Genomic DNA, 25,472 nt, shown 5'->3' on the forward strand with positions numbered 1-25,472 from the left:
ATTAATGTAATATTTGCGTCAGGAAGCGCTGTGCGCGGTCGCTGACATGGCCGGCGAAGAAATCGCTGGTGTTGGCGCGATCGATAATTTCGCCGTCTTCCATAAACAGAATCTTGTTAGCGGCCCGACGGGCGAAGCCCATTTCGTGAGTCACCACCATGCTGGTCATGCCTTCTGCGCTAAGCTCCGCCATGACTTCAAGCACTTCACGGATCATCTCCGGGTCGAGGGCGGAAGTGGGTTCGTCGTAGAGCATCAGCTCGGGCTTCATCGCCAGCGCCCGGGCAATCGCCACGCGCTGCTGCTGTCCGCCGGAGAGCTCGTCCGGAAAATGGTCTGCACGTTCGTTGATGCGCACTTTTGCCAGCAGGTTGTCCGCCAGTTTGCGGGCATCAATACGGTTCATTCCCAACACCGTCATCGGGGCCAGCATGATGTTTTCCGCTGCGGTCAGGTGCGAGAACAGCTCGTAGTTCTGGAACACCATGCCAATGCGCTGACGCAGTTTGTGCGCCGGCACATCGCCCCGGCTGATGTGCTGGCTGGCGAAGAACACATCGCCGCTGTCGGCGGGCGAGAGCATGTTGACGCAGCGTAGCAGGGTGGATTTTCCCGAGCCGGACGGGCCAATCAGCACCACGGTTTCTCCGCGTTGCACGGTCAGAGAGCAGTTTTTGAGTACGGTCTGGCGACCAAAAGTCTTATCAATGCCGATCATCTCCAGCAGCGGTTTCTCACTCATGGTTCCTCCCGGACGGTTTTCGGTAATTTAAACAGGCGAGTCAGCCGCTTCTGGCTTTTGCTGCGGCGCTGCCTGGGATCCAGCACGCCTTCCAGCCACGACTGGAAGATCATGAACAGGCTGGTGAGCAGCAGGTAATAGATGCCCGCAGCGCAAAGCGCTTCGAAGTAACGGAAGCTGGCGCTGGCGGCCTGGTTAGCGACCAGCAGCAGTTCCTGAACGGCGATAACCGAGACCAGCGCGCTCGATTTCAGCATGCTGATCATCTGGTTACCCATCGGCGGCAGAACGATGCGTGCGGCCTGAGGCAGAACGATTTTTCGCATGATCTGGCCGTGAGTCATCCCCAGCGCCATGCCGGCGGTGCGCTGGCCGCTTTTCACCGCCTGCAGGCCAGAGCGCAGAATTTCCGCCATGTAGGCGCCTTCATTGAGCGAAAGGGCCAGCACTGCACAGGTAAACGCGGAGAAGCGTAAGCCGAAGCCTGGCAGCACGTTGTAGACAAAGATTATCTGGAACAGCACCGGCGTCCCGCGAAACAGCCACAGGTAGAAAAGGCCAGCCCTTTCCCGGCGCGAAACGGCGCTTCCTGCAACAGCGCCAACACCAGGCCCAGCACCACGCCACACAACAGTGAGCAGAGGGTAATCAGTAGCGTCATCCACGCACCCCGAATAAATTCGGGGGAGAGGAAGTACTGCCACATTAAATCGATCGACATAGCGTTCTCCGGTTAATGGCAAACGGGTTAGAAAAGGGCAACGGAGTCTGGGAAGTTCCACTTCTTAATCAGTTGCGTGTAGGTGCCATTTTTGACGAGGCTCTGCAGACCTTGCTCCAGCAGGGCCTGGGTTGCGGTATCGCCTTTACGCACGGCAAAGGCGATGTGAGTATTCGCTTCGAACTCGGCGCCAACCGCTTCGAACATGCCGGCTTTTTCGGTAAACAGGGCGACGGTGCCCGGCGTGGAGAGGAACTCGGCATCGGCACGTCCCTGGGCGACGGCCACGGCGGAATCGGTGGCGGCGGGGAACGTCATGACGTTGATGGCCGGTTTTTTGGCCTCCACGCAGCGCTGATTGTCTGCCCGCGCCTGGCTCTCTTCGATCCCGCCGAGCGTCACGGCGATGTTTTTGCCGCAGAGGCTCAGGTCACGTCCGGTGATGTTGGCCGGGTTACCTTTGCGGACCACCACGCGGCTGCCGATTTTCAGATAGGGTACGAAGTCAACCTGCTCGGCACGGGTCGGATTGACGTACATGGCGGAGTTGATGATATCCAGACGTTTACCCTGCAGCGCCGGAATAAGCCCTTTGAATTCCATCGGCATTGGCGCCGGCGTCAGTTGGATCTCTTTGCTTAGCGCGTTGATCAGGTCGATATCGAAGCCGGTAAGCTTGCCTGCTTTCACGTATTCAAAAGGCATGAACGTCGCTGCCGTTCCATAGGTCAGTTGACCCTTGGCGATGGTTTCCACCGCCGCATGGCTGACCAGCGGCAGGGCGGTCAGCGCGAACATCAAAGTACGCACGCGGCGAAACAGAAAAGAATTGCTGGACATAGTCGTCTCCTGGCTAAGGTTTAAATTGAATTTAGTGAGTCAATAAATACAATTATGCGTGTGAAAAAACGTCTCATTCTGGTGCGTGTTGCACGTTAACCGTGCACTCCTTGCTTTACTTTGCTGCGTTTTGTTGGTCGTGATATTGTATATATCGACCACAACAATGCATTTCAGGGAATCGTGAATTCATGCAGCCTGACTCCACTGCGAGCAGTCGCCGGATAGCCCGGCAAATACTCGACCTGATATCTGAAGCAAGATTCGATCCAGGTCATCATTTACGTGAGCAACATCTTGCCGATGCGTTGGGTGTTTCGCGTACGCCGGTACGTGCCGGGCTCAAGGAACTGACCCGCATGGGGGCGGTTGAAGCGCGGCCAAACCAGGGTTTTTTCCTGCTTAAACGCAGTAATGAGCTGGATCAGCTGGAGATTGAGCAGTCCAAGAGCAATGACCAGAAGTTGTACGAGCAACTGGTCCATGACCGCATTGCAGGTATCCTGCCGGAATCCTTTACCCAGACCGAAATCAGCCAGCGCTATGATGTTGATCGCGGCGTGCTGACCCGTACGCTGGTGAAGCTATCGGAGGATGGCCTGATTGCCCGCAATGCAGGGCATGGCTGGCGCTTTCTGCAAACCCTGAACTCCGATATCGCTCTGCGCAATAGCTACGGTTTTCGCCTGATGATTGAACCGATGGCGTTGCTGACGCCCAATCTGCATGTTGACCGGCAGATGCTTAAACGTCTGCGCGCCCGGCATCTGAGACTCATCACCCACCCGGACATTACGCAGGTCCCGGCCAAAGAGATTTTCGAAACCGATGCGGCGTTTCACGAGTTGCTGGCAGAGGCCAGCGGCAATCTGTTTGTATTACAGGCCATTCAGCAGCAAAACCGGCTGCGCCGCCTGCTGGAATTTGGTAGCTATCACAATAAGCGTCGCGTAAAAGAGTGGTGCGAAGAGCACGTTGCCATCATTGATGCCCTGCGAGAGAACAAACAGGAACAGGCGGCAGAGTTGATGAGAAAACACCTGCAATACGCGTTTGACCAGGTCAATGTAAAAAGCCCACGCGTATAACTGGCATCACTATTGCACATAATGATCCTGAAAATACAATCAGGAGCATTTATGAATTTGCAGATACAACAGCGTGTGGCACTGGTTTGCGGTGCGGGAAGTGGCCTTGGACAGGCTATCGCCTGCTCGCTGGCGCAGGAAGGCGTGAAGGTCGCCGTGACAGGCCGCAAAAGAGAGAAGCTGGCGCAAACGGTGGAACGCATCACTCAGCTGGGCGGTACCGCCCGCGCCTGGCCGCTGGATCTTGCCATCCCGGAACAGTTTGATACGGTCATCGCCGATATCCGCGAGCACTGGGGCGACATCGATATTCTGGTCAATAATTCCGGTGGCCCACCGCCCACGCTGGCACAGGGGACGGACGGCGCCGTCTGGCAACAGCAATTTTCAGTGATGGTCGCCTCGTTAATCCAGCTCACCGATAAACTACTGCCCGCCATGCGCAGCCGTGGCTGGGGACGCATTATTACCTCCACCTCGTCCGGTGTGATTGCCCCTATTCCGGGTCTCGCCCTGTCGAATGCGCTGCGCATGAGCTTACTCGGCTGGTCGAAAACCCTTGCCGCTGAAGTGGCGGCCGACGGCGTCACGGTGAATGTGATGGTGCCTGGGCGCATTGCTACCGACCGGGTGGGTCAGCTGGATGCTATCAAGGCGAAACGGGAACATTCCACTGCGGAAGCGGTCGCGGAGAAGAGTCGTCTGAGCATTCCGGCGGGACGTTATGGCCACCCCCATGAGTACGGCGCTACCGCTGCCTTTTTGGCAAGCCAGCCTGCCAGCTACATTACCGGGGCGGTGATCCGGGTCGATGGCGGATTGATTGGTTCGGTTTAGTGGGGAGTCGCGTGCAATGCCAGTCGCTGGTGTCGTTGACTGGCATTCACGCCTCTCTCGCGCTCATTCAGAATGAGGTGTTAACTATTGCGTACCGGGTGCGGGACAGGACGCCAGACCGGTTATCTTGTTTCTTCCCGCGTTGATGATCCCTGATGGTTCACCATGAAAAGTGCTGAAAGGGTGAGCAGTATGGCGCCGCTGATCAGTATCCACCCGGCGTGCTGAAAGGCGGCTAAGCTACCCTGCGTATGCGCCAGTCTGACGTAGCACGCCGTCACCAGGGCCGCGCCAGCCATCGCGCCAACACGCTGCAGGATGTTGAGAATCGGTGCTGCATCAGAAACATGACGGGTACCCGCCATCGCCAGGCCTGCCGCCATCGCCGGCACTGTCGCAAGGGCTAAACCGAACCCTCTGATAGCGAGTGCGCTACCGACCACGAGGTAGCTACTGCCTCCATCAATCATGGCCAGCGGCCATGTCGCTAACACCGAGATCAAGCCGCCAACGATCAGCACCACGCGGGGACCCAGCCGGTCTGAGAAATAACCGGCGACCGGGAATCCTGTGGCAGAACCGATTAACTGCGGGGTAAGGAGCAAACCCACATCAGCCAGTGCTTCATGGCAAACGTCGCGGAAATACAACGGGAGCAGGAACTGTCCACCAAAATTCACCGCACCTCCGATAGCCATCAGCAACGCCGATAATGTGAAGCCACGATGTTTGAAAAGGCTGAGATGAAGTAAAGGCGAGTCAATGCGAAAAGAGCGAAAGATAAACAAGCCGATAAACAGTGCGCCCACGCTGAGTAAGATAATGTTCCCGCTATTTTCACCACTATTCAGGCTGACGCCTTTAATACCCTCCATGAGCAGGGGAAGGCTACAAAGAATCAGTATTAACCCCATCCAGTCCAGGGAGAGCGGCTTATCATTTTTTATTGTCGGGCGAGGGAGTAATTTCCATCCCGCAAGCCAGGCACAGAGAGATAAGGGGACATTAATAAAAAACAAGACTCGCCATCCGCAGACCTGAAGCAGCACGGCCCCCAGAGACGTTCCCAGTAAGGGCGCAATGACGATAGCCACGCCTATCGTACCAATGATCCGCCCGAGGCGCTCGCGACCGACCACCAGACCCAGGATCGTCTGCCCGGCCGGCACGAGTAACCCGCCTGCCAGACCTTGCATTATTCTGGCGGTGAGCAGCACCTCGACATTCGGGGATAACGCGCAAACTGCCGAGAAAACACCAAATAAAATAAGTGCATAGAGCCAAAGTTGGGTGGCGCCAAACCGTTTTACCGCCCATGCGCTAACCGGAACGCCTGCGGCCAGCGCCATGAGGTACGCGGTGGCTATCCACTGGATGGAGGCGTCCGTCACCCCAAGGCCGTTTGCCATGGTCGGAAGCGCAGCACTGAGCATGGTGGATGAGAGCATGGTAGCGAATGCCCCAAGGGTGATGATGGCGGCTTGCATCCACAAAACCGGCGGGATGGCATTGATGGGGCCAGCATGGTTTGTTTTCTTTACCTGCGTATCTCGATTGATATTCATGGGATGACCTTTAGGTGCGATGCGTTAAAAAATCTATCATTGATCAATTTTTCTATCAATGATAGATTTATTTTCATCAATGGCGCCGGTAGGCTCCTGGTCAGGAGAAGATCTCTTTTTATCTACCACGGGCTCGGTTGGATGCATTAACAACAGGATGAACACCATGGCTAAAATTCAGCGGGATCAGGTCATTAATGCTGCATTAGCACTCTTAGATGAAGTTGGGCTGGAAGCGATAACGACGCGAAAGCTGGCGCAAAAGCTGGGGGTAGAATCCGCAACGCTGTACTGGCATTTCAGGAACAAGGCCAGCTTACTGGAAGAGATGGCCGCAACTGTTTTGGCCAGGCACCATTCGCTTCCGCTGGCTGAAGACACGGCCGAGTGGGCAGACTGGCTGGCAAATAACGCGCGCAGTTTCCGCCGCGCGCTTCTCGCTCATCGGGATGGCGCACTGCTCCATGCGGGGACAACACCGGCGCGGGTAGGAGGGGAAACGTTCTACCCAAAGGTGGCTTACCTTATGCGGGCCGGCTTTTCTGAGGCCGAAGCCGCAATGATATTACTCACTATTAGCGAATATACCCTGGGATGCGTATTGGAGGAGCAGTCTCGTACAGACAGACATGATGATGAAAGATTGTCTACACCCTCAACAGAAATCAGTCGTATCGATGCGCTTACCCACCAACATCCGGATACGTGTTTTGAGTTCGGTCTGTCTTTGATCATGAAGGGGTTATTAAAATAACTCGTTCCAGATTTCAGCTATTGCGACAGCGTTTTAATGATTTTATATCCGGAGCGTTATTCTCCGGACATTACTGAACATTGACCTCCCGATGGCGGGAGGGTGATTTGTTCATGGCGCAAAAATCACCGCAGCGTCGGGGGATCAGGATCCCGTTTTATATTGATTAAAAAAATGCAACAACGCGTCGGGTGTCTCGTCCCCAAAGAGAATGCCTGCCATTGCCTGCGCGTCGTTGGCCGCGCTTTCGACGCGGATAAACATCTGTTCTTCATAAGCGGACAGCGCGGCTTCAGGATTATCTGCATTGGCCGCAATCGCGAGTCCCAGCTCAGCGCCATCCTCTAACGCGAGATTAGCGCCTTCGCCGAACGGCAGCATAAGATGCGCGGCGTCACCCAACAGCGTTACGCCTGCTGTTCGCGGCCATCGAAGTCCGGGAGGTAAAAAGTGAATAGGGCGCAATACGGGCTCACCATCACCCTCCGTAATCAATGTTTGCAGTGGATGCGCCCAGCCATCGAATTCATCGACTATGCGTTGCACGTCAACCTGTGCATTAGCGGACGTCACGTCAGCGAACCAGGCCTGGGGCTGGCACAGAGCAATGTAAACGTGGATCACGCCGCCAGGCTCCCGGTGCGCCATGATACCCTTGCCCGGCGAGAGCGCAAAAAATGAGCCGTGGCCTACTGCTTGTGCGCAAGCCAGATGATCGGTGTCGACGTGACTAAGCCAGCGCTCGACATACGAAAATCCCGCATAGGCAGGGACAGCATCGGTGACCAGAGCGCGGACACGCGACCAGGCGCCATCTGCGCCCACCACCAGGGAGGCCCTGCTGCTGGAGCCATCCGTAAAGTACAAACTATGCGTGCCGTCATCATGGGGGACGATATCTGCCACTTTACGGCCCCATTGCACGGTGTCCGCAGGAAGCGACTCCAGCAGCAGCGTGCGAAGCGCGCCGCGAGAGACTTCTGGTCGGCCGTCCAAACCATCATCGAACTGCTCGAACAATACGTTGCCCGCTTTATCGAGTACGCGCGTGGATTGACCGCCAGGAAGAATAAGGGCCCGGAAGGCATCGTACAGGCCTGCCGCTATCAGCGCCCGCTGGCCATTATGATCGTGGATATCCAGCAAGCCACCTTGTGGGCGGGCCTCGGGAGAGGCTTCAGCTTCGTAGACCACAGAGGAAATGCCGTGAACATGTAAAACACGTGCGAGCATGAGGCCGCCGAGTCCTGCTCCGACGATGGCAATGGATGAGGTCATTTTTTCGCTCCAGGTAAGGTATGGCGGGTGTCGTTGTCCGGCTGTTCCTGGTTTCGATACCGCACGAATAAGGGGAGTGGACGTGAAATCTCATCCCGTGGACCAACGGAAGCCTGAGGGTATGCTGAGCGGTATTGCCCATATTGTTCCCGGACAATTGGGGGCCGGGACCCCCGCCTGACTGTCCTCTCTGCGCTCAGCTTACACTTAGACGAGTAAGGTTCTCTATATTGACCATTGCTGGTTAATCGTCAAGGCCGTCATTCAATACCCCTCCAGCGGACGCCTGCCTGTGGCCATGGTCACCGAACTTCACCCACTCAGGTTAAACGACGTCGATGACCCGGATCCCTCTGTTTTTCGCCATCTTTATGCACTCCGCCGTATCTTCTCCGCCAGGAAAAGCCAGCAGTACGTCAGGGCGGCTATCTTCCAGCATAAACAAATTGCGCCTTGTCTCCGCATATTTTCCGTGCAGCGCCCAGTTTGCCGGGTAGCGGATCACGTGAACGTCGATCCCGCGCGCCCAGTTTTCTATCGCGCCGCCCAGCGCCTGGTGCCCTCCGTGAATCAAAACGTTAATCATCTGTGTACGGGCATAGAGATCCAGCACATGGGTGATGGTATGGATGTCGGCATAAAACCGACCCGAGCAGATTAATACTCGCATTTTTTGTACCTTAACGTTGCTTGCCTTGAAAAGGATCTCGTCCGCGCGCTGGCGGTTATTGTTTTTTAAACATCCGGCGGCGTTTCAATAAACCGCAGCGAGGTATCGCCCAGGCGGTCAATGACCGGGTAGGCGACGGCGGCGATATGGTGATGCACGCGGCGGTAGTCCCGCAGCACCCGCTGGAAAATGTCGCCGGATTCCGCCCAGGCATTCTTGTCCTCCCGCAGTTTTTTGAAGTGCTCGCGGCTGGCGGAGGCCTCCAGCTGGCGGATGGTTTCTTTGCGCTGCACCAGCTGGTGGGCAGCAGACAAGTCTTCACGCAGGAATGCCGCTATTCCTAAGTTCAGGCTGGTGAGGAGCTCCGCATGCAGCAGGCGAATATGGTGTAATTCAAAGTCGTTAAACTGCTCTCCCCGGCGTGCGCGGCGCGTGGCCAGCTGGGTCAGATTGCTGGAGAGAATGTCGCCCGCGTGCTCAACATTGATGATGAACATCAGGATCTCCTGGGCACGAGCGGCATCCGCATCATTCAGCCCGTCCTGACCAATGTCGGCGAGGTAGGCGCGAACCGCCGCGCTGAGCAGATCGACCGACTGCTCCAGCTGGCGGATGTCATCGGCAGCCTGTTTTTCCTGGGTCACAAACAGCACCAGCAGTCGGTCCAGCATGATGGTTAGCATGTCGGCGGCGCGCAGCGATTCGCGAACCGAATTGGACAGGCCGATATAAGCCACTTCCAGACCCGCATCGTCGAGATACATCGGCATACCCGGGTCGCCTACGCGCTCTTCTTCCGGAAACAGTCGCTCCAGGAAGCGAGCCATTGGCACGTTCAGGCCGATAAACAGCAGCGCGAGCGCCACGCTAAAGGCGGTATGAAACCACACCACCAGCTGCGGCGTGTTCAGCCCGGATTTACGGGCGATCGCCATCAGCAACGGCAGAAGCAGTAACGCCAGCGCGCAGCCGGACAGGCGGACCATCAGGTTGCCAACCGGCAGGCGGCGGGCCACCGCGGACCCGGCGTTTAACACCGGCGGTAACGCGCCGCCGATGTTGGCGCCAAGCACCAGCACCAGGGCCGTAGCCGGGGTCAGCGTGCCGGTACCGGCGAGGGAGGCGATCAGCAAAATCATCGCCACGCTGGAGTGGCACAGGAGCGTCAGGAGCGCCGCCACCAGCAGGGCAATGAAAATATCGCCCTGTAGCCCCTGCATCACGGCATGAAACACCGGCGTGACCTCAATGTCCTGCAGCGTGCCACCCAGTAAATGCAGCGCCAGCAGCATCAGGCCGAGGCCAATCAGGGCGCAGCCCACGCTTTCAAAGCTGGAATGGTCGCGTAGCTTGAAAACCACAAACCCGGCCAGCAGAAGCAGCGGAATGGCGATTTCCATGTTAAAGCTCATCAGCTGGACCACCAGCGTGGAGCCGATGTTGGCGCCGAGCATCACCGCAAGCGCGGGGGCAAGGCTTAGCGTACCTGCGGCGGTAAATGACGTCGCCATCATACTGACCGCCGTGCTGCTTTGCAGAATGCCGGTAATGCCAATGCCGGAGAGCAGGGCGGTCCAGCGGTTAGTGAGGTGGCGTCCCATCCAGTTGCGCAGCGGCGTGCCGAAGCCGCGCTGTAGCGCCGTTGAAATCATATGGCTGCCCCAGAGCAGCAATGCGATGGCGCCAGCCAGGTTAATTAACAGAGTGGTTCCGGACATTATGAATTCCCCCTCTACAGGGCGGGTAGTGAAATAAAACGCAGTAACCTGATCGAAAAACGATGTATGGCGCTGGCGAGGTTCAGTAATGCTTTAGTGTGTTGATAGTTAATCTTCCCTCCGGCGTACCATGCCAGGGCACGGACGCGAAGGGTGCGGGTTATTTTCATTAAAAATAAGACAATCAACGCGATGGTCTTATTTTTAATCAGGAAAATGATGGAATGTTGCTTTTCCATAATGCTTCCAGCCTGTGTGGCCTGCCTGAAAGGTGCCGCCGAAGCGGCACGTGAATCACCGTCTTTAACGCAGAATTAGTGCCACTGCCTGAAGCGACGGATGTAGAACGTTTTCATGCCCTGCGCCACGCAGCAGTAGGCGAGCAGGGTGCCGACCAGCCACGGGAAGAACTGCCACGGCAGCGCCTGCAGCCCAACCAACGGCCCGAGCGGAGAGAACGGCACGTAAATTCCAATAGCCATAATCAGACCGGTCATCATCAGTACCGGCCAGGCGGCGGTGCTCTGAATGAACGGAATTTTCTGGGTACGCAGCATGTGCACCACCAGCGTCTGCGACAGCAGGCCTTCAACGAACCAGCCGGACTGGAACAGGGTCTGCATGTGTTCGCTGTTGGCGCTGAACACAAACCACATCAGCGCAAAGGTCGTCATGTCAAAAATGGACGAGGTCGGGCCAATCCAGACCATAAAGCGGCCGATGTTTCTTGCATCCCACTTGCGCGGTTTGCTCAGGAACTCTTTGTCCGTTTTGTCCCACGGCAGCGCGAGCTGGGAGATGTCGTACATCAGGTTTTGCAGCAGCAACTGGATCGCGAGCATCGGCAGGAACGGAATGAACGCGCTGGCCACCAGTACCGAGAACACGTTGCCGAAGTTGGAGCTGGCGGTCATGTTCAGGTATTTCATAATGTTGCCAAAGGTCTCGCGGCCTTTGATAACGCCTTCTTCCAGCACCATCAGGCTCTTTTCCAGCAAGATGATGTCGGCCGATTCCTTGGCGATATCGGTGCCACTGTCGACCGAGATACCCACGTCGGCATCGCGCAGAGCAGGGGCATCGTTAATGCCGTCACCGAGAAAGCCCACCGTATGACCGTTGGCCTGCAGCGCCTTCAGCACGCGTGATTTCTGCAGCGGCGTTAGCTTGGCGAACACCGTGCGCTCTTCCACCAACTGCTGCAGGGCCGTGTCGCTCAACGCCTCAATCTGCGGGCCGAGTACCGGTTCGCCTGGCTCCAGTCCCACCTGGCGGCAAATCCGCGTAGTGACAATCGCGTTATCGCCGGTCAGCACTTTGACTGCGACGCCAATATCCATCAGGGCAGCAATCGCCGGACCCGCGCTCTCCTTAGGTGGATCGAGGAAGGTGAGGAAGCCGCGGATAATCAGATCGTGCTCATCAGCGGTGCTGTACAGTCTTTTCGCTTCGGCTTTCGGAATGTCGCGCGTAGCGACCACCAGAACGCGGAAGCCGTCTTTGTTGTAGTCGTTCGCCATCGCCAGCATGGCGTCACGGCGCTGATCGTCGAGGGGGATAACCTTGCCATTCTCTTCCATGTGGGTGGCGATGCTCAGCATCTCCTCCACGGCGCCTTTGCACACCAGCAGATGATTGCTCTGGCTGTCTTTCACCACAATCGACAGGCGACGGCGCACGAAGTCGAACGGCATCTCATCGACTTTGCTGTACCCCTGAGGTTGCACAAAGCCCGACTCATTTTCAGAGAAGTAAATGACCGCCTGATCCATCAAGTTTTTGATGCCGCTTTGATAGTGGCTGTTGAGCCAGGCCAGCGCCAGCACGGACTGATTTTTCTGACCGTGCGTGTCGACGTGGTGCTCAAGGATGATTTTATCCTGCGTCAGGGTGCCGGTTTTGTCGGTGCACAGCACGTCCATCGCGCCCAGGTTCTGAATCGCGTTAAGGCGCTTAACCACGACTTTACGCTTCGCCATGGCCACCGCGCCCTTGGCGAGGTTGGCGCTGACGATCATTGGCAGCATTTCTGGCGTCAGGCCTACGGCGACGGCCAGAGCAAACAGCAGGGCATCCCACCATTCGCCCTTCATCAGGCCGTTAATCAGGAACACCACCGGCACCATCACTAGCATAAAGCGGATCAACAGCCAGCTGACGCTGTTCACCCCGCGGTCAAACGCCGTTTGCGCCCGGGTGCCGACAATCGCTTTTGCCAGTGAGCCAAAGTAGGTCCTTGGCCCGGTCGCCACCACGACCGCCTGAGCGGTGCCGCTGACAACGTTGGTCCCCATGAAGCAGATGTTAGGCATATCCAACAGATTTTCGTTATCAACCGCCTTGTCGTGCGCGGATTTCTGCGCCACGTCGCCGAGGGTGTCGTACTTCTCAATCGGCAGCGCTTCGCCGGTCAGGACGGCCTGACTGATAAACAGGTCGCGTGATTCGATCAAACGGACGTCCGCCGGGATCATGTCGCCTGCATAGAGCTGCACGATATCGCCCACCACCAGCTCGCGCATCGGGATTTCACGTGGCGTTCCTTTTTGCCCGGCGTGTTCGCGACGAACGACCGTCGCGGTGGTGCGTACCATCGCTTTCAGCGCTTCGGCCGATTTGGCCGAGCGGTGTTCCTGCCAGAAGCGCACCAGTCCGCTGAGGGCAACCATGGTGCCGATGATTATCACCGTCGTCAGGTCGCCGTCTTCGCCATGGCTGGTGGGCAGCCAGTAGTCGGTGAAGAAGCTGATCCCGGCGAGAATGGCGAGCACATAAATAAACGGGTTGTTAAACGCCATCAGCAGCTGGATCAGCGCGTGCGGTGGCTTGTCATGAGTCACTTCGTTCAGGCCATCCCGCTCCAGCCGGGCATTTGCCTGGGCTTCCTGCAGCCCTTCCCGGGTAGTGTTGAGGTTAACCAGGGTTTCTGCGATACCGTTTTGGGCTTCCTGGGCGGCACGCATAGACAGCGTGCTTTTTTTATTTCGGTTCTTGATTTGTACAGTCATGGTGCTGCTCCTGTCGCCGGGCGGCAGCAGGCTTTTTACGGTAAGACCCGGATTAAGGGCGGCCGAAAATAGCCCGATGTCGCATCAGCGATCGGTTTTAATTAATTTCGCACAGGGCTTCCCGCTGTTTATTATTAAAAATAAACAGGCGTGAAGTTTATATTTTGTTTTATTTGGACGTGATTATTCCTGCCGATGTACAAGTATGAATACATCAGTGAATAAACAGGTACCAGCAGTGACTTAACTCAGCGTGACGCACGAAAACGGGCTGCGGCATAGCGCGCAGACACGGCCTACGGCGTAACGGCTGAATCAGGCGACGAAGGGGCGACTTTGTGGGTCTTCGCTATCAGAGAAGCGGCAACGACGCTCCAGCTGGCCGGTGACAGGACTGACGCGCCAGTTAGTAATGCGTTGATTCAACTCGCTGATTTTCGAAGAGAATATAGAGCTTTGCTGTTTTTTACGCGCAGACGACACCCGATCGCGGGGCGGCCGGACACGCAGCGTTGATGTCATGGTTTTGACACCAGGAAAAAGGGTAGATTTGAAGTTCATAACACACCTCGGGACCGTGAAAACTCTGGTCGAGGTGGGACAACACGAGAGCATCAGGCTCCGGCGAGACACACCAAAACGAAGAAGTGATCACAATCGATTTTATGTTTACTTGTCCGAATAACCGTTAAGGCCATATTCGGACCGCTACTAAATTCAGTATCCATTAGTCTCTTATGTCAGATTAGGAAAGGCCACAACTTAGGCCCATGAAATCTACCCATAGCCAATGTTATTGTCAACCCATTCATATCAATTTAAATCTTCGTTTATATTTTGTGTAGAAACATCAAATCGTAGATTTAATCATTGGTGTTTTTCGGACGGTCGTAAAAAGGAAAAATAGCGGTCAGTGCGTTCGATTGTGGACCACCCTCGGCGCTGCGTCAGATAACGCGCTTTATCCCTGCACCGCAGCCGGAAAAACCGCCGCCAGCCATTCAATAAAGACGCGGAGCCGGGGCGGCACGTGCCGGTGCCGGGCATAGACGACGTGAAAGGGATAGGGGGCCGGGCGCCAGGCGGCGAGGATCTCCACCAGCTTGCCACTTGCCAGCGCGGGTTTTAGCGAATAGGTAAAGGTTTGCACAATGCCTAAGCCCGCCTCGCCGGCGGCAATATGCGCGTTGCTCTCATTGATGCCGAGATGGGGCTCTGTCTTGAGCTCGGTACTGACGCCGTGACGCGTAAAGCGAAACGGAAACGCTCTGCCGCTGGCCGGCGACAGATAGCTGATGAGCTGGTGGCCATGATGGAGTTCATCCGGCGAGGCGGGCGTGCCGCAGCGTTGAAGATAGCCAGGGGTGGCGCAGGTGACCAGCGTCGCCTCGCCGATTTTACGGGCGATCAGCGTCGAGTCATCCATCGGCCCGCCGCGGATGGCGCAGTCAATATTGCCGCTGATGAGGTCCGCGGGTTTATCGGCCACCTGTAAATCGATACGGATATCCGGCCAGGAGGTCATAAAGTCCGCCAGCAGCGGGATCAGCACATCGCACGCGGTCGACCCACCGATGGCGATCCGTAGATGGCCCTTCGGCTTATTGTGGGCGGTATTGAAGGAGGCGTCGATCTCTTCCAGGTCTTCCAGCAGGCAGCGAGCTTTTTCATAGTACTCCCGTCCTTCCGGCGTCACGGTAATACGCCGTGTGGTGCGCTGCAGGAGAGAAACCCCCAGGTGCGCTTCCAGTTGCTTGATGGTTTTGCTGAGCGTGGCGTTGGGCATATCCAGCGAGTCCGCGGCGCGGGTAAAGCTGCCGGCTTCGACAACGCGGGTGAAGGCTTTGAGGGCTGAAAATCGGTCCATTATTCGCAGTATCCTGGTTAGCGGGCGTCCATTATCCACGGAGGGGAAAAGTGTTTTTCAGATTAGGCCATTTTTCCGCCTCTTTGAGGCGATTACAGTGCTTTCCATACCCGGCGGGGCGCTTTCGCGAGCCTGGCCTGTTTATACTCTAACCAAGGAAATGCACCATGAGCAAAAAACTTGCGGATAAAGTGGCGTTAGTGACCGGCGGCAGCACCGGGATTGGCCTGGCGTCGGCGAAAGCGCTGGCGGAGCAGGGCGCGAAGGTGTATATCACCGGCCGCCGACAGGAGGAGCTGGATGCGGCGGTAAGATTCATCGGGCCTGCCGCCCGCGGGATCCGCGCCGACGCCGCCGTGTTAAGCGACCTTGACGCGGTATTTGCGACCATTGCCGACGAGTCCGGCCGCCTGGATGTGCTGTTCGCCAATGCTGGCGGCGGGGATATGCTGCCACTCAGCGCCATCACCGAAGCGCACATCGAGCGGATTTTCGCCACCAACGTGCGCGGGGTGGTGTTCACCGTCCAGAAAGCGCTGCCGCTGCTCACCGACGGCGCCTCGGTGATTTTGACCGGCTCTACGGCGGCGGTCAAAGGGACGGCGAACTTCAGCATCTATAGCGCCAGTAAAGCGGCGGTACGCAGCCTGGCGCGTTCCTGGGCGCTGGAGGTGAACGATCGCGGGATCCGCATCAATGTCGTCAGCCCGGGGCCGGTGCGTACCCCGGGTCTGGGAGGACTGGTCGCGGAGGCGGACCGTCAGGGCTTGTTCGACGCCCTGGCCGCCAGCGTACCGCTCGGGCGGCTGGGCGAGCCGGAGGAGATTGGCAGGACGGTGGTATTTTTAGCGTCTGACGAGTCGAGCTTTATTAACGCCGCAGAGATCTATGTCGACGGCGGAATGGCGCAAATCTAAGCACAGTCTGTCGCCAGGCGAGCTGCCCCGGCGGATGCCGGGGCGGCTCGTGGTTATGGCGATCGCTTACTCACCGCTCGGGTGGGCAGCTTATTGCGCGCCCAGCTGTTTCATCAGCGTCAGGTTATCTTCAATATGCCAGTTGGCGGCAATTTTACCGCCGCTGATCTGATAGATATCGGTGGCGATAAAATCGATATTTTGTCCCTTACCCTTCCGGGTGCCGAAGGTCCCGGTAAAGTGGCCATGAAAATGTAAGTGTGAGACCACCCGGTCACCGGCCACAATCATTTGTTCGACATCACAACGTAAATCTGGCACCGCCTGACGAAACGCTCTGGAGGCGAGGATCGCGCCTTCCGGCCCTTGCCGACGCCCTTCCGGGGGCGTTTTATCGATAAAATTCCCCGCCAGCGCCGCCCGGGCCAGCGCTTCATCACCGGTATTCCAGAACGTGGCGTATTGCCTGGCGACATATTCATTGGCGACGCGTGTGGCAGGGGGAAGGCCGTTGTCAACGATGAGCTGGGCTGGCTTCAGCAAACCCTGCGGGGCTGAAAACGCGGAGCCGGATATCCCGGCAAGCAGCAGCGCTGTGGCGCAGCGCCGCAGCGTGATGCCGCGTCTGGCCTGCGTACAGACAACAGCGAAACTACGGCTGGCAGGTAACATTTTGCGGGTCATTTTCACTCTTTATGCTCCGTATAGAAGGGATAGTCGGTATAGCCCACCTCTGTCCCGCCAAACAGCGTGGCGGGATCGCTGACGGTCGCCAGCGGCCAGCGGTGCTGAAGCCGCTGCGGCAGGTCAGGATTAGCAATAAACGGCCGGCCGAAAGCCACCAGGTCGGCGAAACCGGCGGTGAGGATACGTTCCGCCTTTTGCTGATCGTAATTGCCGGCCACGATCAGGGTGCCGCTGAAGGTCGCGCGCAGCGTGTCACGAAAGTGCTGGGGAACGGCTGGCGCATCGTCCCAGTCCGCCTCCGCCAGGTGGATAAAGGCGATACCCTGCTGTTCGCACCAGGCCGCCAGGGCAAGGATGGCGTCGATCACCTGCGGGTCGTTCATCCCGCGCTGGGTAATGAAGGGGGAAAGGCGGATGCCCGTCCGCTCGCGGCCAATGACGTCGCCGATGGCGGTCAGCACCTCCTGGGCAAAACGGATCCGGTTGCTCAGGCTACCGCCGTACTCATCAGTACGCTGGTTGGCGGTACGCCGCAGGAACTGGTCGATCAGATAGCCATTGCCGCCGTGCACTTCCACACCGTCAAACCCCGCCGCTATCGCATTGCGCGCCGCCTGACGGTAATCGGCGACAATACGCTGAATATCCGATCGGGAGAGCGCCCGCGGCGGTGGGCAGTCCACCATCTGGCCCCGGCCTTGCTCATCCACCACCCAGACCTGGGCGTCCGGCGCCAGCGCCGACGGGGCCACGGGGTGCCCATCCGCATGAAAACGAGCGTGCGACATCCGCCCCACGTGCCAGAGCTGAGAAAAAATAACGCCGCCAGCCTGGTGAACGGCCCCGGTCGTCAGTTGCCAGCCGGCAATCTGCTCAGCGGAATGCAGGCCAGGCGTCCAGGAGTATCCCTGTCCCTCAGGAGAGATTTGCGTCGCCTCCGTGACGATCAATCCGGCGCTGGCGCGCTGGCGGTAATATTTCGCCATCAGCGCGGAGGGGATATTTCCGGGCTGCAGGGCGCGCGCCCGGGTCATGGGAGCCATGACGATGCGGTTTTTCAACGGCAGCGTGCCGATGCGGTAACGATCGAAAAGTGAGAGGCTGTTCATACGGGTGTCCCTTGCGAGTGGAATGAAAATCACTTTACAGTCGGGATCTGATTTTGATAATTAGGCTAAAATCAGATTCACTTTTCAGGAAATACGAAAAATGGGCAAGCTGGAAGATATGGCGCTGCTGGTGACTGTCGCCGAGGCGGGGGGACTCTCCGCCGCCGGCAGACGGTTATCGCTCTCACCGGCCACCATGACGGCCCGCCTGAAGGCGATGGAGGAGCGCTACCAGACCCGCCTGTTCCATCGTTCCACGCGCGCGATCACCCTGACCAGGGCGGGGGAAGATTTTTATCATGCCGCGCGGCGCGTACTGGAGGAGGCCCGTCACGCCGAATCGTTGCTGACGCAAAAGGAAGGGGTGCTGAGCGGCAATATTCGTCTTTCCGCCCCCTCCGACTTTGGCCGACAGTATCTTAGCCCGGCCATCGTCGACTTTTCCCGCCGTCACCCGGAGGTCACGTTTTCCGTGTTCTTAGGGGAGCGCGTGGAGGATCTGGTCGCCAACCGGCTGGATATGAGCATTCGCGTCGGTAACCTGCCAGACAGTAGTTTGGCGATCCGCCATATCCGCCCCAACCACCGGGTGCTGGTGGCTTCGGAGGCTTATCTTGCTACCCACGGAACGCCTGCCTCCCTCGACGAGTTGCACCATCACCGCTGTCTGGCGCTGGAGCGGCACGGTGTGGTGATGAATGAATGGCGCTTCGAGGAGGCGGGAAAGGAGCGCGTGGTGCGGGTGACGCCGGCGATGGTCTGCGACGATGGGGCACTGCTGCGGCAGTGGGCGCTCAGCGGGGCGGGGATCGCCGGTAAATCATGGTGGGATGTGAAGAGGGATGTCGAGGAGGGACGGCTTCAGGTGCTGTTTGCCGAGCGCTTCACCGGATTCAGCCCCTTAGACCGCAAGGAGGTTGGGCTGCAGTTTGTCTTTCCCCAGCGAAAGCTGCAGCCGCCGCAGGTGTCGGCGTTTATGGCGTTTTTTATCGACTGGCTGGGAGAGTCATCCCCCTCCAGCGCGAGGCGAAGGTGAGCAGAACATGACCTCAGCGCATCTGGCTGAGGATAATACGATCGAAAAGACGGTCGCCCAGCCAGACACGCATCCGGATAAGCAGTTTGGCATACTTACCGACGGCATAACGGGGGCGTGGATTTGAGGCATTCACCGCGACCAGGACTACCTCGGCGATCGTCTGCGGGTCGCTGCCGGTGCCATGGCCGTACGTTTTTTGGATCGACAGGGCGACCCCTCTTACCAACTGACCATACGGTCCTGTGGCCGAACGTTTGACAATACTTTCACTGGCCGCATCGCCGAAGCCGGTTTCAATCACTCCAGGTTCGATGATAACCACCTTGATGCCGAAGTCGGCAACTTCCAGCCGCAGGCAGTCTGACCACCCCTCAAGTGCATGTTTGGTGGCGTGGTACCATGCGCCGAGGACGCTATACATCTTCCCGCCCATAGAAGAGATATTGACAATATATCCGCGACGGCGGGCGCGCATCGCGGGAAGCAGTAGTTGCGTGAGATGCGCCGCGCCGAAGAGATTGACCTCAAACTGGTAGCGAGCCTCATCGATACCGATCTCTTCGACCGGGCCATACAGGCCAAAACCGGCATTATTGACCAGTACATCGACCCCTCCGGTCTGAGACAGAATGGTGTTCACGACCGCCAGCCGATCGTCCTGTCGTGAGAGATCCATCTGCAGGCATTGGGCCCCTAGCGAAGCCAGATCGTCCATTTTCCCGAGCTGCCGGGCAGCAACGTAAACCTGGTAACCCTCCTGGATAAGACGACGGGCAATGGCTTTCCCCATCCCTGACGATGCGCCGGTGACCAGCGCGGTTTTCTTTTCCTGAATAAACATAAGCACCTCGGCAAGTAGACTGCGCTGAGTGTGCCTGCTGTCAGGCGCGGTGTCGCTGGCACGGTACGCCACAATACTGGCAAAGCGCGCCATGACGCGCGCTTAGTTGAGGCGCATCATGTCTCTGAGGGTTTCTGGCGTCTGGCCGGTCCACGCCATAAAAGCCCGATAGAAGGAATTCGGATCTTCAAAACCGAGCAGAAAGGCGATCTCATAACCGGAAAGCGTGGTATTGAGAAGATAGTGGCGAGCCAGCGCTTCGCGACAAGCGTGAACAAGGGCGCGATAATTCTCTCCCTCCTGCTCCAGCCTGCGCTGCAGGGTGCGTTTGCTCATTCCCAGACGTTGCGCCGTATTGTCGATAGAGGCGTCGTTGCCCGGCAGAAGCTCCAGCAGAACTGCATGCACACGTTCAGCCGTTGAGGCCTGATCGCTAAGCTGGCTGAGACGACGCTGCAGCTCCGGCTCAAAGACCTGCCACATACCCTCGTTCACCGTCAAAAAGGGCCGCAGGGCATCAGCGGCGGCAAAGCTGATGGTCGCCCGCTTTCCACGCTGTATGGTCGTGCCGAAGAAGGCTGAAAAGTGGTGGGTCTGCTGGCGGGTGAGGGGCTGTGAGAGCGTTACTTTCACGGCCTGAACCGGTTCGCGGGTGGCCAGTCGGTTCAGACGAAGTAAAAATGCCAGCTCTGCCACTTCCAGAGAGGCAGGGATTTCTGTTGCTCCCAGCCAGCGCGGAGACACTGTCAGCGTGCCGTTCTGCACGACCGTCGTCTCCAGCGCCATGGGGGCAATAAGCAGTTTATACTTGGCCAGCCGCTGGACCGCCTGCATCATGTGGGTACTACACAAGGCGGCGAACAGCGGGGGATCAAACACTTCCGCAGAGACCCTTTCTACAAAGGGCAAAGGAAAGGCCTGATCGTCGCTTTCTTTTTCCAGCACGCGCCAGAAACGCAGATACTCATCGGTAGTCAGACCGCGATTGATGTCTGAAAAGGTGTCGTCCGGCAAACCGGCCTGGCGGAGGAGATGTTCAGGCTCCATCCCTGCGTCTTTGAGCAGCGCTCGCCAACGGAGATTGAGAGAAAAAGTGCGGTTGCGTGCCATGGTGAAATTTCCAGCAGTGAACAGGGCTTTGATGTGTAACGCCCCCTGATAAGAGCATACCTTTTCCCACCCGCCAGTGACATTCCTCTTGCGCCATATTTGAAGTAAAGCACGCCAGTAATGAGAAGGGGGAACGGATGTGACCCGCGGGGTCGTTAGCCACCTATAGAGTCTTGATCTCAAATATGATTAGATAGCTTTCACTTAAAACCAGTAAGTAGCTGCCATGAATCTCAGGGAAAAAATCATTAATGAATTCGGCGGGTTGTCGCCCGAGCTGCAACGCGCCGCCGAGTTCTCACTGCAAAATGCCAGCCAACTGGTGGTGTTATCGATGCGTGCCTTCGCGGCGGAAGCCGGGGTAAAACCGGCGACGCTGCTGCGTCTGGCGCAGCGGCTGGGTTACCGCGGCTGGAGCGAGCTGAAAAGCGATTTCATTGACGACCTGGGGCTGCGCAATGATACGTACGTATCAAAAGCGGAAAAAATGATGGCCCGCGGCACGCAAACGCAGCTGTATAAAGAGGTTTTTCAGGCGCATCAGGCGAATCTGACCTTTACGCAAAACGAAAATGCGCAGGAGATGGAGCAGGCGGTGACCTTGCTCGATAGCGCGGAGAATGTCTATATCTGCGGATTCCGCGCCAGCTTTCCAATCGCGTGGTCGCTGTTTTATGTCTATCGACTGTTCAACCGGCAGGTATCGTTAATCGATGGCCTGGCCAGCAATATCGAAGTTTTCACCCGCGAACTGACCAACCGGGATTGCGTCTTACTCACCAGCTTTGCGCCCTATTCACGCGAATCACTGGATGTTTTACGGGCAGCCCGGCAGGCAGGGGCGAAGATCCTCGCCATTACCGACTCGCCGGTTTCCCCCTTAGCGCAGGCGGCAGACTGCACGCTGCTGTTTTCCATCGACAGTCCGTCATTTTTCCCTTCCGTGGTCTCCGGCATGGGGCTGGCGGAGTGTTTACTGGCGATGCTGGTGGTGCGCCACGGCCGGGAGGCGGTGAGTAAAATTGAGAGTGCCGAACGCTATCTTATCGATTCTGGCGTCTATGTGATCCCCGGTAAATCCTGATAAATGATTCAAATGTATCTGGTATAAGAATTATGGATGCATTTATATCTTTATTTCGTTGACGTGATCCAAATGGATCCTGCAAGATACGCTCAATTAATGTAGCGGATTCAGGAGCAGAACCCAGTATGAGTCATGTCATTCACCGCAGCCTGCGTAGCACGCCGATCGTGGCCTCACGTGCCCAGGGGGCCTATATCTTTGATGCCCAGGGAAAGCCGTATCTTGATGCCTGCGGCGGGGCGGCGGTTTCCTGCCTCGGACACGCACACCCTGATGTGCTGGCGGCGATGCACCGCCAGATCGATCAGCTGGCCTATGCGCATACCAGTTTTTTTACCAGTGATGTCGTGGAACAGCTGGCCGAACATCTCACCCGCACGGCGCCCGGCGAGCTTAACTATGCCTACTTTGTCTCGGGCGGATCCGAAGCAATAGAGACGGCGCTGAAGATGGCGCGGCAGTACTTTGTGGAGATCGGCCAGCCATCGCGCACCCGATTTATCGCCCGTAAACAGAGCTATCACGGCAATACGCTTGGCGCGCTGGCGGTGGGCGGTAACGAATGGCGCCGTCGCCAGTTTGCCCCCTTATTAATGGATGTTATCCGCGTCTCAGCCTGCAATGAGTACCGCGATCGCCGGGCTGACGAGACCCAGCAACAGTATACCGAACGTCTGCTTAATGAGCTGGAGCAAGCCATCCTTGAGGCCGGCCCGGAAACGATTATCGGTTTCTGTGCGGAAACCGTGGTGGGGGCGACGACGGGGGCCACGCCGCCGACGCCGGGCTATCTGAAGGGGGTGCGCCGCCTGTGCGATAAATACGGCATCCTGTATATCGCCGATGAGGTGATGTGCGGTATGGGGCGTACCGGGACGCTGCACGCGTTTGAACAAGACGACGTGGTGCCTGATTTAGTAACCATCGCCAAGGGACTCGGCGGGGGTTATCAGCCGATTGGGGCGGTACTGGCGAGTGAGACCATTGTTTCCGCGCTGAAGGCGGGCAGCGGATTGTTCCAGCATGGCCACACTTACATTTGTCATGCTACCGCCGCGTCGGCAGCTCTGGCGGTTCAGCAGGTGATTGCGCGCGATAATTTACTGGCTGCCGTCAAACAGCAGGGCGCCTATCTGCAACAGGCCCTGCGCGAGGTGCTGGGTGAGTTACCGCATGTCGGCGATACGCGCGGACGCGGCCTGTTTGCCGGCGTCGAGCTGGTGCGCGATAAAGACAACAAAACCCCGTTCGATCCTGCCCTGAAGCTGCATGCTGCGATCAAAGCAAATTGTATGGCGCGTGGGTTGATGGTCTACCCCATGGGCGGCACGATCGATGGTCAGTATGGCGATCACATCCTGATCGCGCCGCCGTTTATCATCACCCCGGCGCAGATCGACTTTGTGGTCGATACGCTGAACAGCGTGATCCGCGAAGAGACGGGAAAATTATGATCAATCGTTTACCGCCCCTGGCGGAACAGGAATGGGACGAGCGGCAACGTCAGTTAGCGGAAGAGATCATCAATGGGCCGCGCGGCGCCTTACTGCCGCCTTTTGAGCCGCTGCTGCGTAGTCCCGAGCTGATGGCGCATGCCCAGCGTATGGGGGAGTATTTACGTTATCGCAGCGCGCTGGGTCAGCGTCTTTCTGAACTGGCGATTTTGCTGACCGCACGGCACTGGTCACAGCCGGTAGAGTGGGCGATCCATGCGCCAATAGCACGTGAGAAGGGCATCTCTGCCGCGGCGGTGCGGGCGATTAAGCAACGGCGCCCGCCAGACGATCTCCGGCCCGATGAGCAGGTGATCTATGACTTCTGTCAGCAACTGCATCAGCAGCAAAAGGTGAGTGATAGCACCTGGCAACAAGCCGTTGATTTATGGGGTGAGAAGGGCGTGGTGGATCTGATTGGGATAAACGGTTATTACAGTTTTCTCTCCATGGTGATGAACAGCGCCCAGACGCCCGTACCGGATACCACCGACTCTCTATTTTCTGAATAAATTAGCCTTTTCATTCGGGCGCATAATAATGCGCCCTGCATATCAAGTGTTGTTATTGGTTCTTCCGGCGATATATATCGCAGGCTGATATTCGTTGCATGCCATTTCATTGACGCTGAGGGTAATTATGACTGGACTATTTAATAAATTAAAACTGACGCTGGCTTTGGTTATTTGTTCAGCCAGTTTTGTGACAGCAGCCCAGGACAAAATAACGGTGGGCGTGGATACCGCCTTTGTCCCTTTTGAATTTAAACAAGGTGATAAATATGTCGGCTTTGATATCGATTTGTGGGACGCTATCGCAAAGAAAATGCATATCAGCTACGAATTAAGGCCGATGGATTTCGGCGGCCTCATCCCCGGACTGCAGTCGCGTAATCTGGACGTGGCGATGGCCGGAATAACCATTACCGATGCGCGTAAACAGGTCGTGGATTTCAGTGATGGGTATTATAATGCCGACCTGTTAATAGCCGTGAAAAGTACTGATAATTCCATTGCCAAATTCAGTGATTTGACCGGGAAAAAAGTTGGCCTTAAGCAGGGGACGGCGGCGGCCAGCTTTATGAAAAGCAAATATAAAGCGAATTATATCGAGTTTCCGAATATCGATAACGCCTACCTTGACCTTCAGGCCGGCAATCTCGATGCCGTCGTTCACGATTCGCCAAATGTCCTTTACTACGTGAAGACGGCGGGTAATGGCAAGGTCAAATCCACCGGGGAGACGGATAGCATTCTGCCACAGCAATATGGCTTTGCGATGCAGAAAAACAGCAGCCTGACGCCAAAAGTGAACCAGGCTCTGCAGGCCCTGCGTGCCGATGGCACCTACGACAAGATTTACGTTAAGTGGTTTGCTAAACAGCCGAAATAACCCTGCCAGGTCGGAGCGATCCGACCTCATTTCTTCTTGACGGGTAGAATGATGAATTTTGACAGTCGCTATATTTGGGATGCTTTACCGCTGCTGATGCAGGGCTTGCAGCTGACGCTGATTATCTCTTTGTCCGGTTTGTTAGGTGGGTTAATCATTGGCTTGCTGGCGGGAACCTGCCGCGCATTAGGCGGAACAATATCAAAAACGGTATCGCTGGTGTTTGTAGAATTAATCCGCGGAACGCCGATCATGGTGCAGGTGATGTTTATCTACTTCGCCCTGCCGATGGTGTTGCCAGTGCGTATTGACCCGGTTCCTGCCGCAATTATTACCATTGTGATTAACTCCGGCGCTTATATAGCGGAGATCACCCGGGGCGCGATTCTGTCGATCAATAAAGGTTTTAAAGAAACCAGCCTGGCGATGGGGTTATCGCCACGCAGCACCCTATTACATGTCATTATGCCGCTGGCTTTTCGGCGAATGATCCCGGCATTAGGCAATCAGTGGATTATCAGTATAAAAGATACCTCGCTATTTATTGTGATTGGCGTGGCAGAATTAACCCGCCAGGGACAAGAGATTATTGCCGGTAACTTTCGGGCGCTGGAGGTGTGGACGGCGGTGGCGATGATTTATCTGTTTTTGACATTGTGCCTGAGCTTCCTGCTGAAACAACTTGAGAAAAGGATCCATATTTTATGAG

At 56.9% G+C, this 25,472-nt stretch carries 24 protein-coding genes and 1 pseudogene; 10 read left to right on the forward strand and 15 right to left on the reverse strand.

The annotated features are described in order from the left end of the window. Position 1: 1 nt before the first annotated feature. The 3 genes and pseudogenes from A1WC_RS15865 to A1WC_RS15860 form a co-directional block, all read right to left on the reverse strand. Positions 2-742, reverse strand: coding sequence for an amino acid ABC transporter ATP-binding protein (locus A1WC_RS15865; protein ID WP_012968502.1), 741 nt, complete (start codon positions 740-742; stop codon positions 2-4). After that, positions 739-1,463 (reverse strand): annotated as a pseudogene (locus tag A1WC_RS0125035) (amino acid ABC transporter permease). Before A1WC_RS0125035 ends, A1WC_RS15865 begins: the two are co-directional and overlap by 4 nt. Positions 1,464-1,490: 27 nt before the next feature. Further along, positions 1,491-2,303 (reverse strand): ABC transporter substrate-binding protein, encoded by an 813-nt coding sequence (locus A1WC_RS15860; RefSeq protein WP_016160714.1) that lies wholly within the window; start codon positions 2,301-2,303, stop codon positions 1,491-1,493. A gap of 191 nt (positions 2,304-2,494) precedes the next feature. Here A1WC_RS15860 and A1WC_RS15855 point away from each other — a divergent pair, with 191 nt between their 5' ends. Together A1WC_RS15855 and A1WC_RS15850 are read left to right on the forward strand one after the other, a co-directional pair. Next, a complete protein-coding gene (locus A1WC_RS15855; RefSeq protein ID WP_012542124.1) occupies positions 2,495-3,391 on the forward strand; it encodes a GntR family transcriptional regulator in 897 nt (298 codons plus the stop codon). 51 nt (positions 3,392-3,442) lie between these two features. Beyond that, positions 3,443-4,228, forward strand: a complete 786-nt coding sequence (locus A1WC_RS15850; protein ID WP_016160715.1) for an SDR family oxidoreductase — start codon at positions 3,443-3,445, stop codon at positions 4,226-4,228. Between the two features lie 122 nt (positions 4,229-4,350). Here the strand turns inward: A1WC_RS15850 and A1WC_RS15845 are convergent, their stop codons facing one another. After that, positions 4,351-5,793 carry a DHA2 family efflux MFS transporter permease subunit gene (locus tag A1WC_RS15845; protein ID WP_016160716.1) on the reverse strand — a complete coding sequence of 481 codons (1,443 nt, stop codon included), beginning with the start codon at positions 5,791-5,793 and terminating at the stop codon, positions 4,351-4,353. Between the two features lie 166 nt (positions 5,794-5,959). Here A1WC_RS15845 and A1WC_RS15840 point away from each other — a divergent pair, with 166 nt between their 5' ends. Next, positions 5,960-6,547, forward strand: coding sequence for a TetR/AcrR family transcriptional regulator C-terminal domain-containing protein (locus A1WC_RS15840; protein ID WP_012542120.1), 588 nt, complete (start codon positions 5,960-5,962; stop codon positions 6,545-6,547). 144 nt (positions 6,548-6,691) lie between these two features. On the opposite strand, the gene A1WC_RS15835 is transcribed toward A1WC_RS15840, so the two are convergent. From A1WC_RS15835 to A1WC_RS15810, 7 genes are all read right to left on the reverse strand, one after another. After that, positions 6,692-7,825 (reverse strand): FAD-dependent oxidoreductase, encoded by a 1,134-nt coding sequence (locus A1WC_RS15835; protein WP_016160717.1) that lies wholly within the window; start codon positions 7,823-7,825, stop codon positions 6,692-6,694. 325 nt (positions 7,826-8,150) lie between these two features. Further along, complete coding sequence (locus A1WC_RS15830; RefSeq protein ID WP_016160718.1) at positions 8,151-8,495, reverse strand: SLOG family protein; 345 nt, start codon at positions 8,493-8,495, stop codon at positions 8,151-8,153. A gap of 65 nt (positions 8,496-8,560) precedes the next feature. After that, a complete protein-coding gene (locus A1WC_RS15825) occupies positions 8,561-10,213 on the reverse strand; it encodes a Na/Pi cotransporter family protein (RefSeq protein ID WP_016160719.1) in 1,653 nt (550 codons plus the stop codon). 14 nt (positions 10,214-10,227) lie between these two features. Further along, positions 10,228-10,452, reverse strand: a complete 225-nt coding sequence (locus A1WC_RS15820) for a hypothetical protein (protein WP_016160720.1) — start codon at positions 10,450-10,452, stop codon at positions 10,228-10,230. A gap of 75 nt (positions 10,453-10,527) precedes the next feature. After that, entirely contained in the window at positions 10,528-13,221 is a 2,694-nt protein-coding gene (gene mgtA, locus A1WC_RS15815; protein WP_016160721.1) for a magnesium-translocating P-type ATPase, read from the reverse strand. Positions 13,222-13,536: 315 nt separating this feature from the next. Continuing rightward, the gene (locus tag A1WC_RS26065) at positions 13,537-13,743 is read right to left on the reverse strand and encodes a hypothetical protein (RefSeq protein WP_223172881.1); all 207 of its coding nucleotides are present in this window, start codon (positions 13,741-13,743) and stop codon (positions 13,537-13,539) included. Positions 13,744-14,182: 439 nt separating this feature from the next. Then, the gene (locus tag A1WC_RS15810; protein WP_016160723.1) at positions 14,183-15,088 is read right to left on the reverse strand and encodes a LysR family transcriptional regulator; all 906 of its coding nucleotides are present in this window, start codon (positions 15,086-15,088) and stop codon (positions 14,183-14,185) included. A 167-nt stretch (positions 15,089-15,255) separates the two neighbouring features. On the opposite strand from A1WC_RS15810, the gene A1WC_RS15805 reads away from it, so the two are divergent. After that, positions 15,256-16,005, forward strand: a complete 750-nt coding sequence (locus tag A1WC_RS15805) for an SDR family oxidoreductase (protein WP_008807653.1) — start codon at positions 15,256-15,258, stop codon at positions 16,003-16,005. Between the two features lie 90 nt (positions 16,006-16,095). Here A1WC_RS15805 and A1WC_RS15800 read toward each other — a convergent pair whose 3' ends face one another. Together A1WC_RS15800 and A1WC_RS15795 are read right to left on the reverse strand one after the other, a co-directional pair. Further along, the gene (locus tag A1WC_RS15800; RefSeq protein ID WP_016160724.1) at positions 16,096-16,689 is read right to left on the reverse strand and encodes an ester cyclase; all 594 of its coding nucleotides are present in this window, start codon (positions 16,687-16,689) and stop codon (positions 16,096-16,098) included. A 2-nt stretch (positions 16,690-16,691) separates the two neighbouring features. Next, a complete protein-coding gene (locus tag A1WC_RS15795) occupies positions 16,692-17,801 on the reverse strand; it encodes an alkene reductase (protein ID WP_016160725.1) in 1,110 nt (369 codons plus the stop codon). A gap of 100 nt (positions 17,802-17,901) precedes the next feature. On the opposite strand from A1WC_RS15795, the gene A1WC_RS15790 reads away from it, so the two are divergent. Beyond that, positions 17,902-18,837 (forward strand): LysR family transcriptional regulator, encoded by a 936-nt coding sequence (locus A1WC_RS15790; protein WP_016160726.1) that lies wholly within the window; start codon positions 17,902-17,904, stop codon positions 18,835-18,837. A 13-nt stretch (positions 18,838-18,850) separates the two neighbouring features. Here A1WC_RS15790 and A1WC_RS15785 read toward each other — a convergent pair whose 3' ends face one another. Next, positions 18,851-19,681 (reverse strand): oxidoreductase, encoded by an 831-nt coding sequence (locus A1WC_RS15785; RefSeq protein WP_016160727.1) that lies wholly within the window; start codon positions 19,679-19,681, stop codon positions 18,851-18,853. Positions 19,682-19,783: 102 nt separating this feature from the next. Further along, positions 19,784-20,791, reverse strand: a complete 1,008-nt coding sequence (locus A1WC_RS15780; protein WP_016160728.1) for an AraC family transcriptional regulator — start codon at positions 20,789-20,791, stop codon at positions 19,784-19,786. A gap of 226 nt (positions 20,792-21,017) precedes the next feature. On the opposite strand from A1WC_RS15780, the gene A1WC_RS15775 reads away from it, so the two are divergent. The 5 genes from A1WC_RS15775 to glnP all read left to right on the forward strand — a co-directional run bounded on the left by A1WC_RS15775 (position 21,018) and on the right by glnP (position 25,471). After that, the gene (locus A1WC_RS15775) at positions 21,018-21,875 is read left to right on the forward strand and encodes a MurR/RpiR family transcriptional regulator (RefSeq protein WP_008807647.1); all 858 of its coding nucleotides are present in this window, start codon (positions 21,018-21,020) and stop codon (positions 21,873-21,875) included. 128 nt (positions 21,876-22,003) lie between these two features. Further along, entirely contained in the window at positions 22,004-23,332 is a 1,329-nt protein-coding gene (locus A1WC_RS15770) for an aspartate aminotransferase family protein (protein ID WP_016160729.1), read from the forward strand. Next, positions 23,329-23,883, forward strand: coding sequence for a carboxymuconolactone decarboxylase family protein (locus tag A1WC_RS15765; RefSeq protein WP_012968484.1), 555 nt, complete (start codon positions 23,329-23,331; stop codon positions 23,881-23,883). Before A1WC_RS15770 ends, A1WC_RS15765 begins: the two co-directional genes overlap by 4 nt. 127 nt (positions 23,884-24,010) lie before the next feature. Then, positions 24,011-24,763, forward strand: coding sequence for a glutamine ABC transporter substrate-binding protein GlnH (glnH, locus tag A1WC_RS15760; RefSeq protein WP_008807644.1), 753 nt, complete (start codon positions 24,011-24,013; stop codon positions 24,761-24,763). A 51-nt stretch (positions 24,764-24,814) separates the two neighbouring features. After that, entirely contained in the window at positions 24,815-25,471 is a 657-nt protein-coding gene (gene glnP / locus A1WC_RS15755) for a glutamine ABC transporter permease GlnP (protein ID WP_016160730.1), read from the forward strand. Position 25,472: the final 1 nt, after the last annotated feature.

The organism is Klebsiella sp. KTE92 (assembly GCF_000398905.1).
Classification (GTDB): domain Bacteria; phylum Pseudomonadota; class Gammaproteobacteria; order Enterobacterales; family Enterobacteriaceae; genus Klebsiella; species Klebsiella variicola.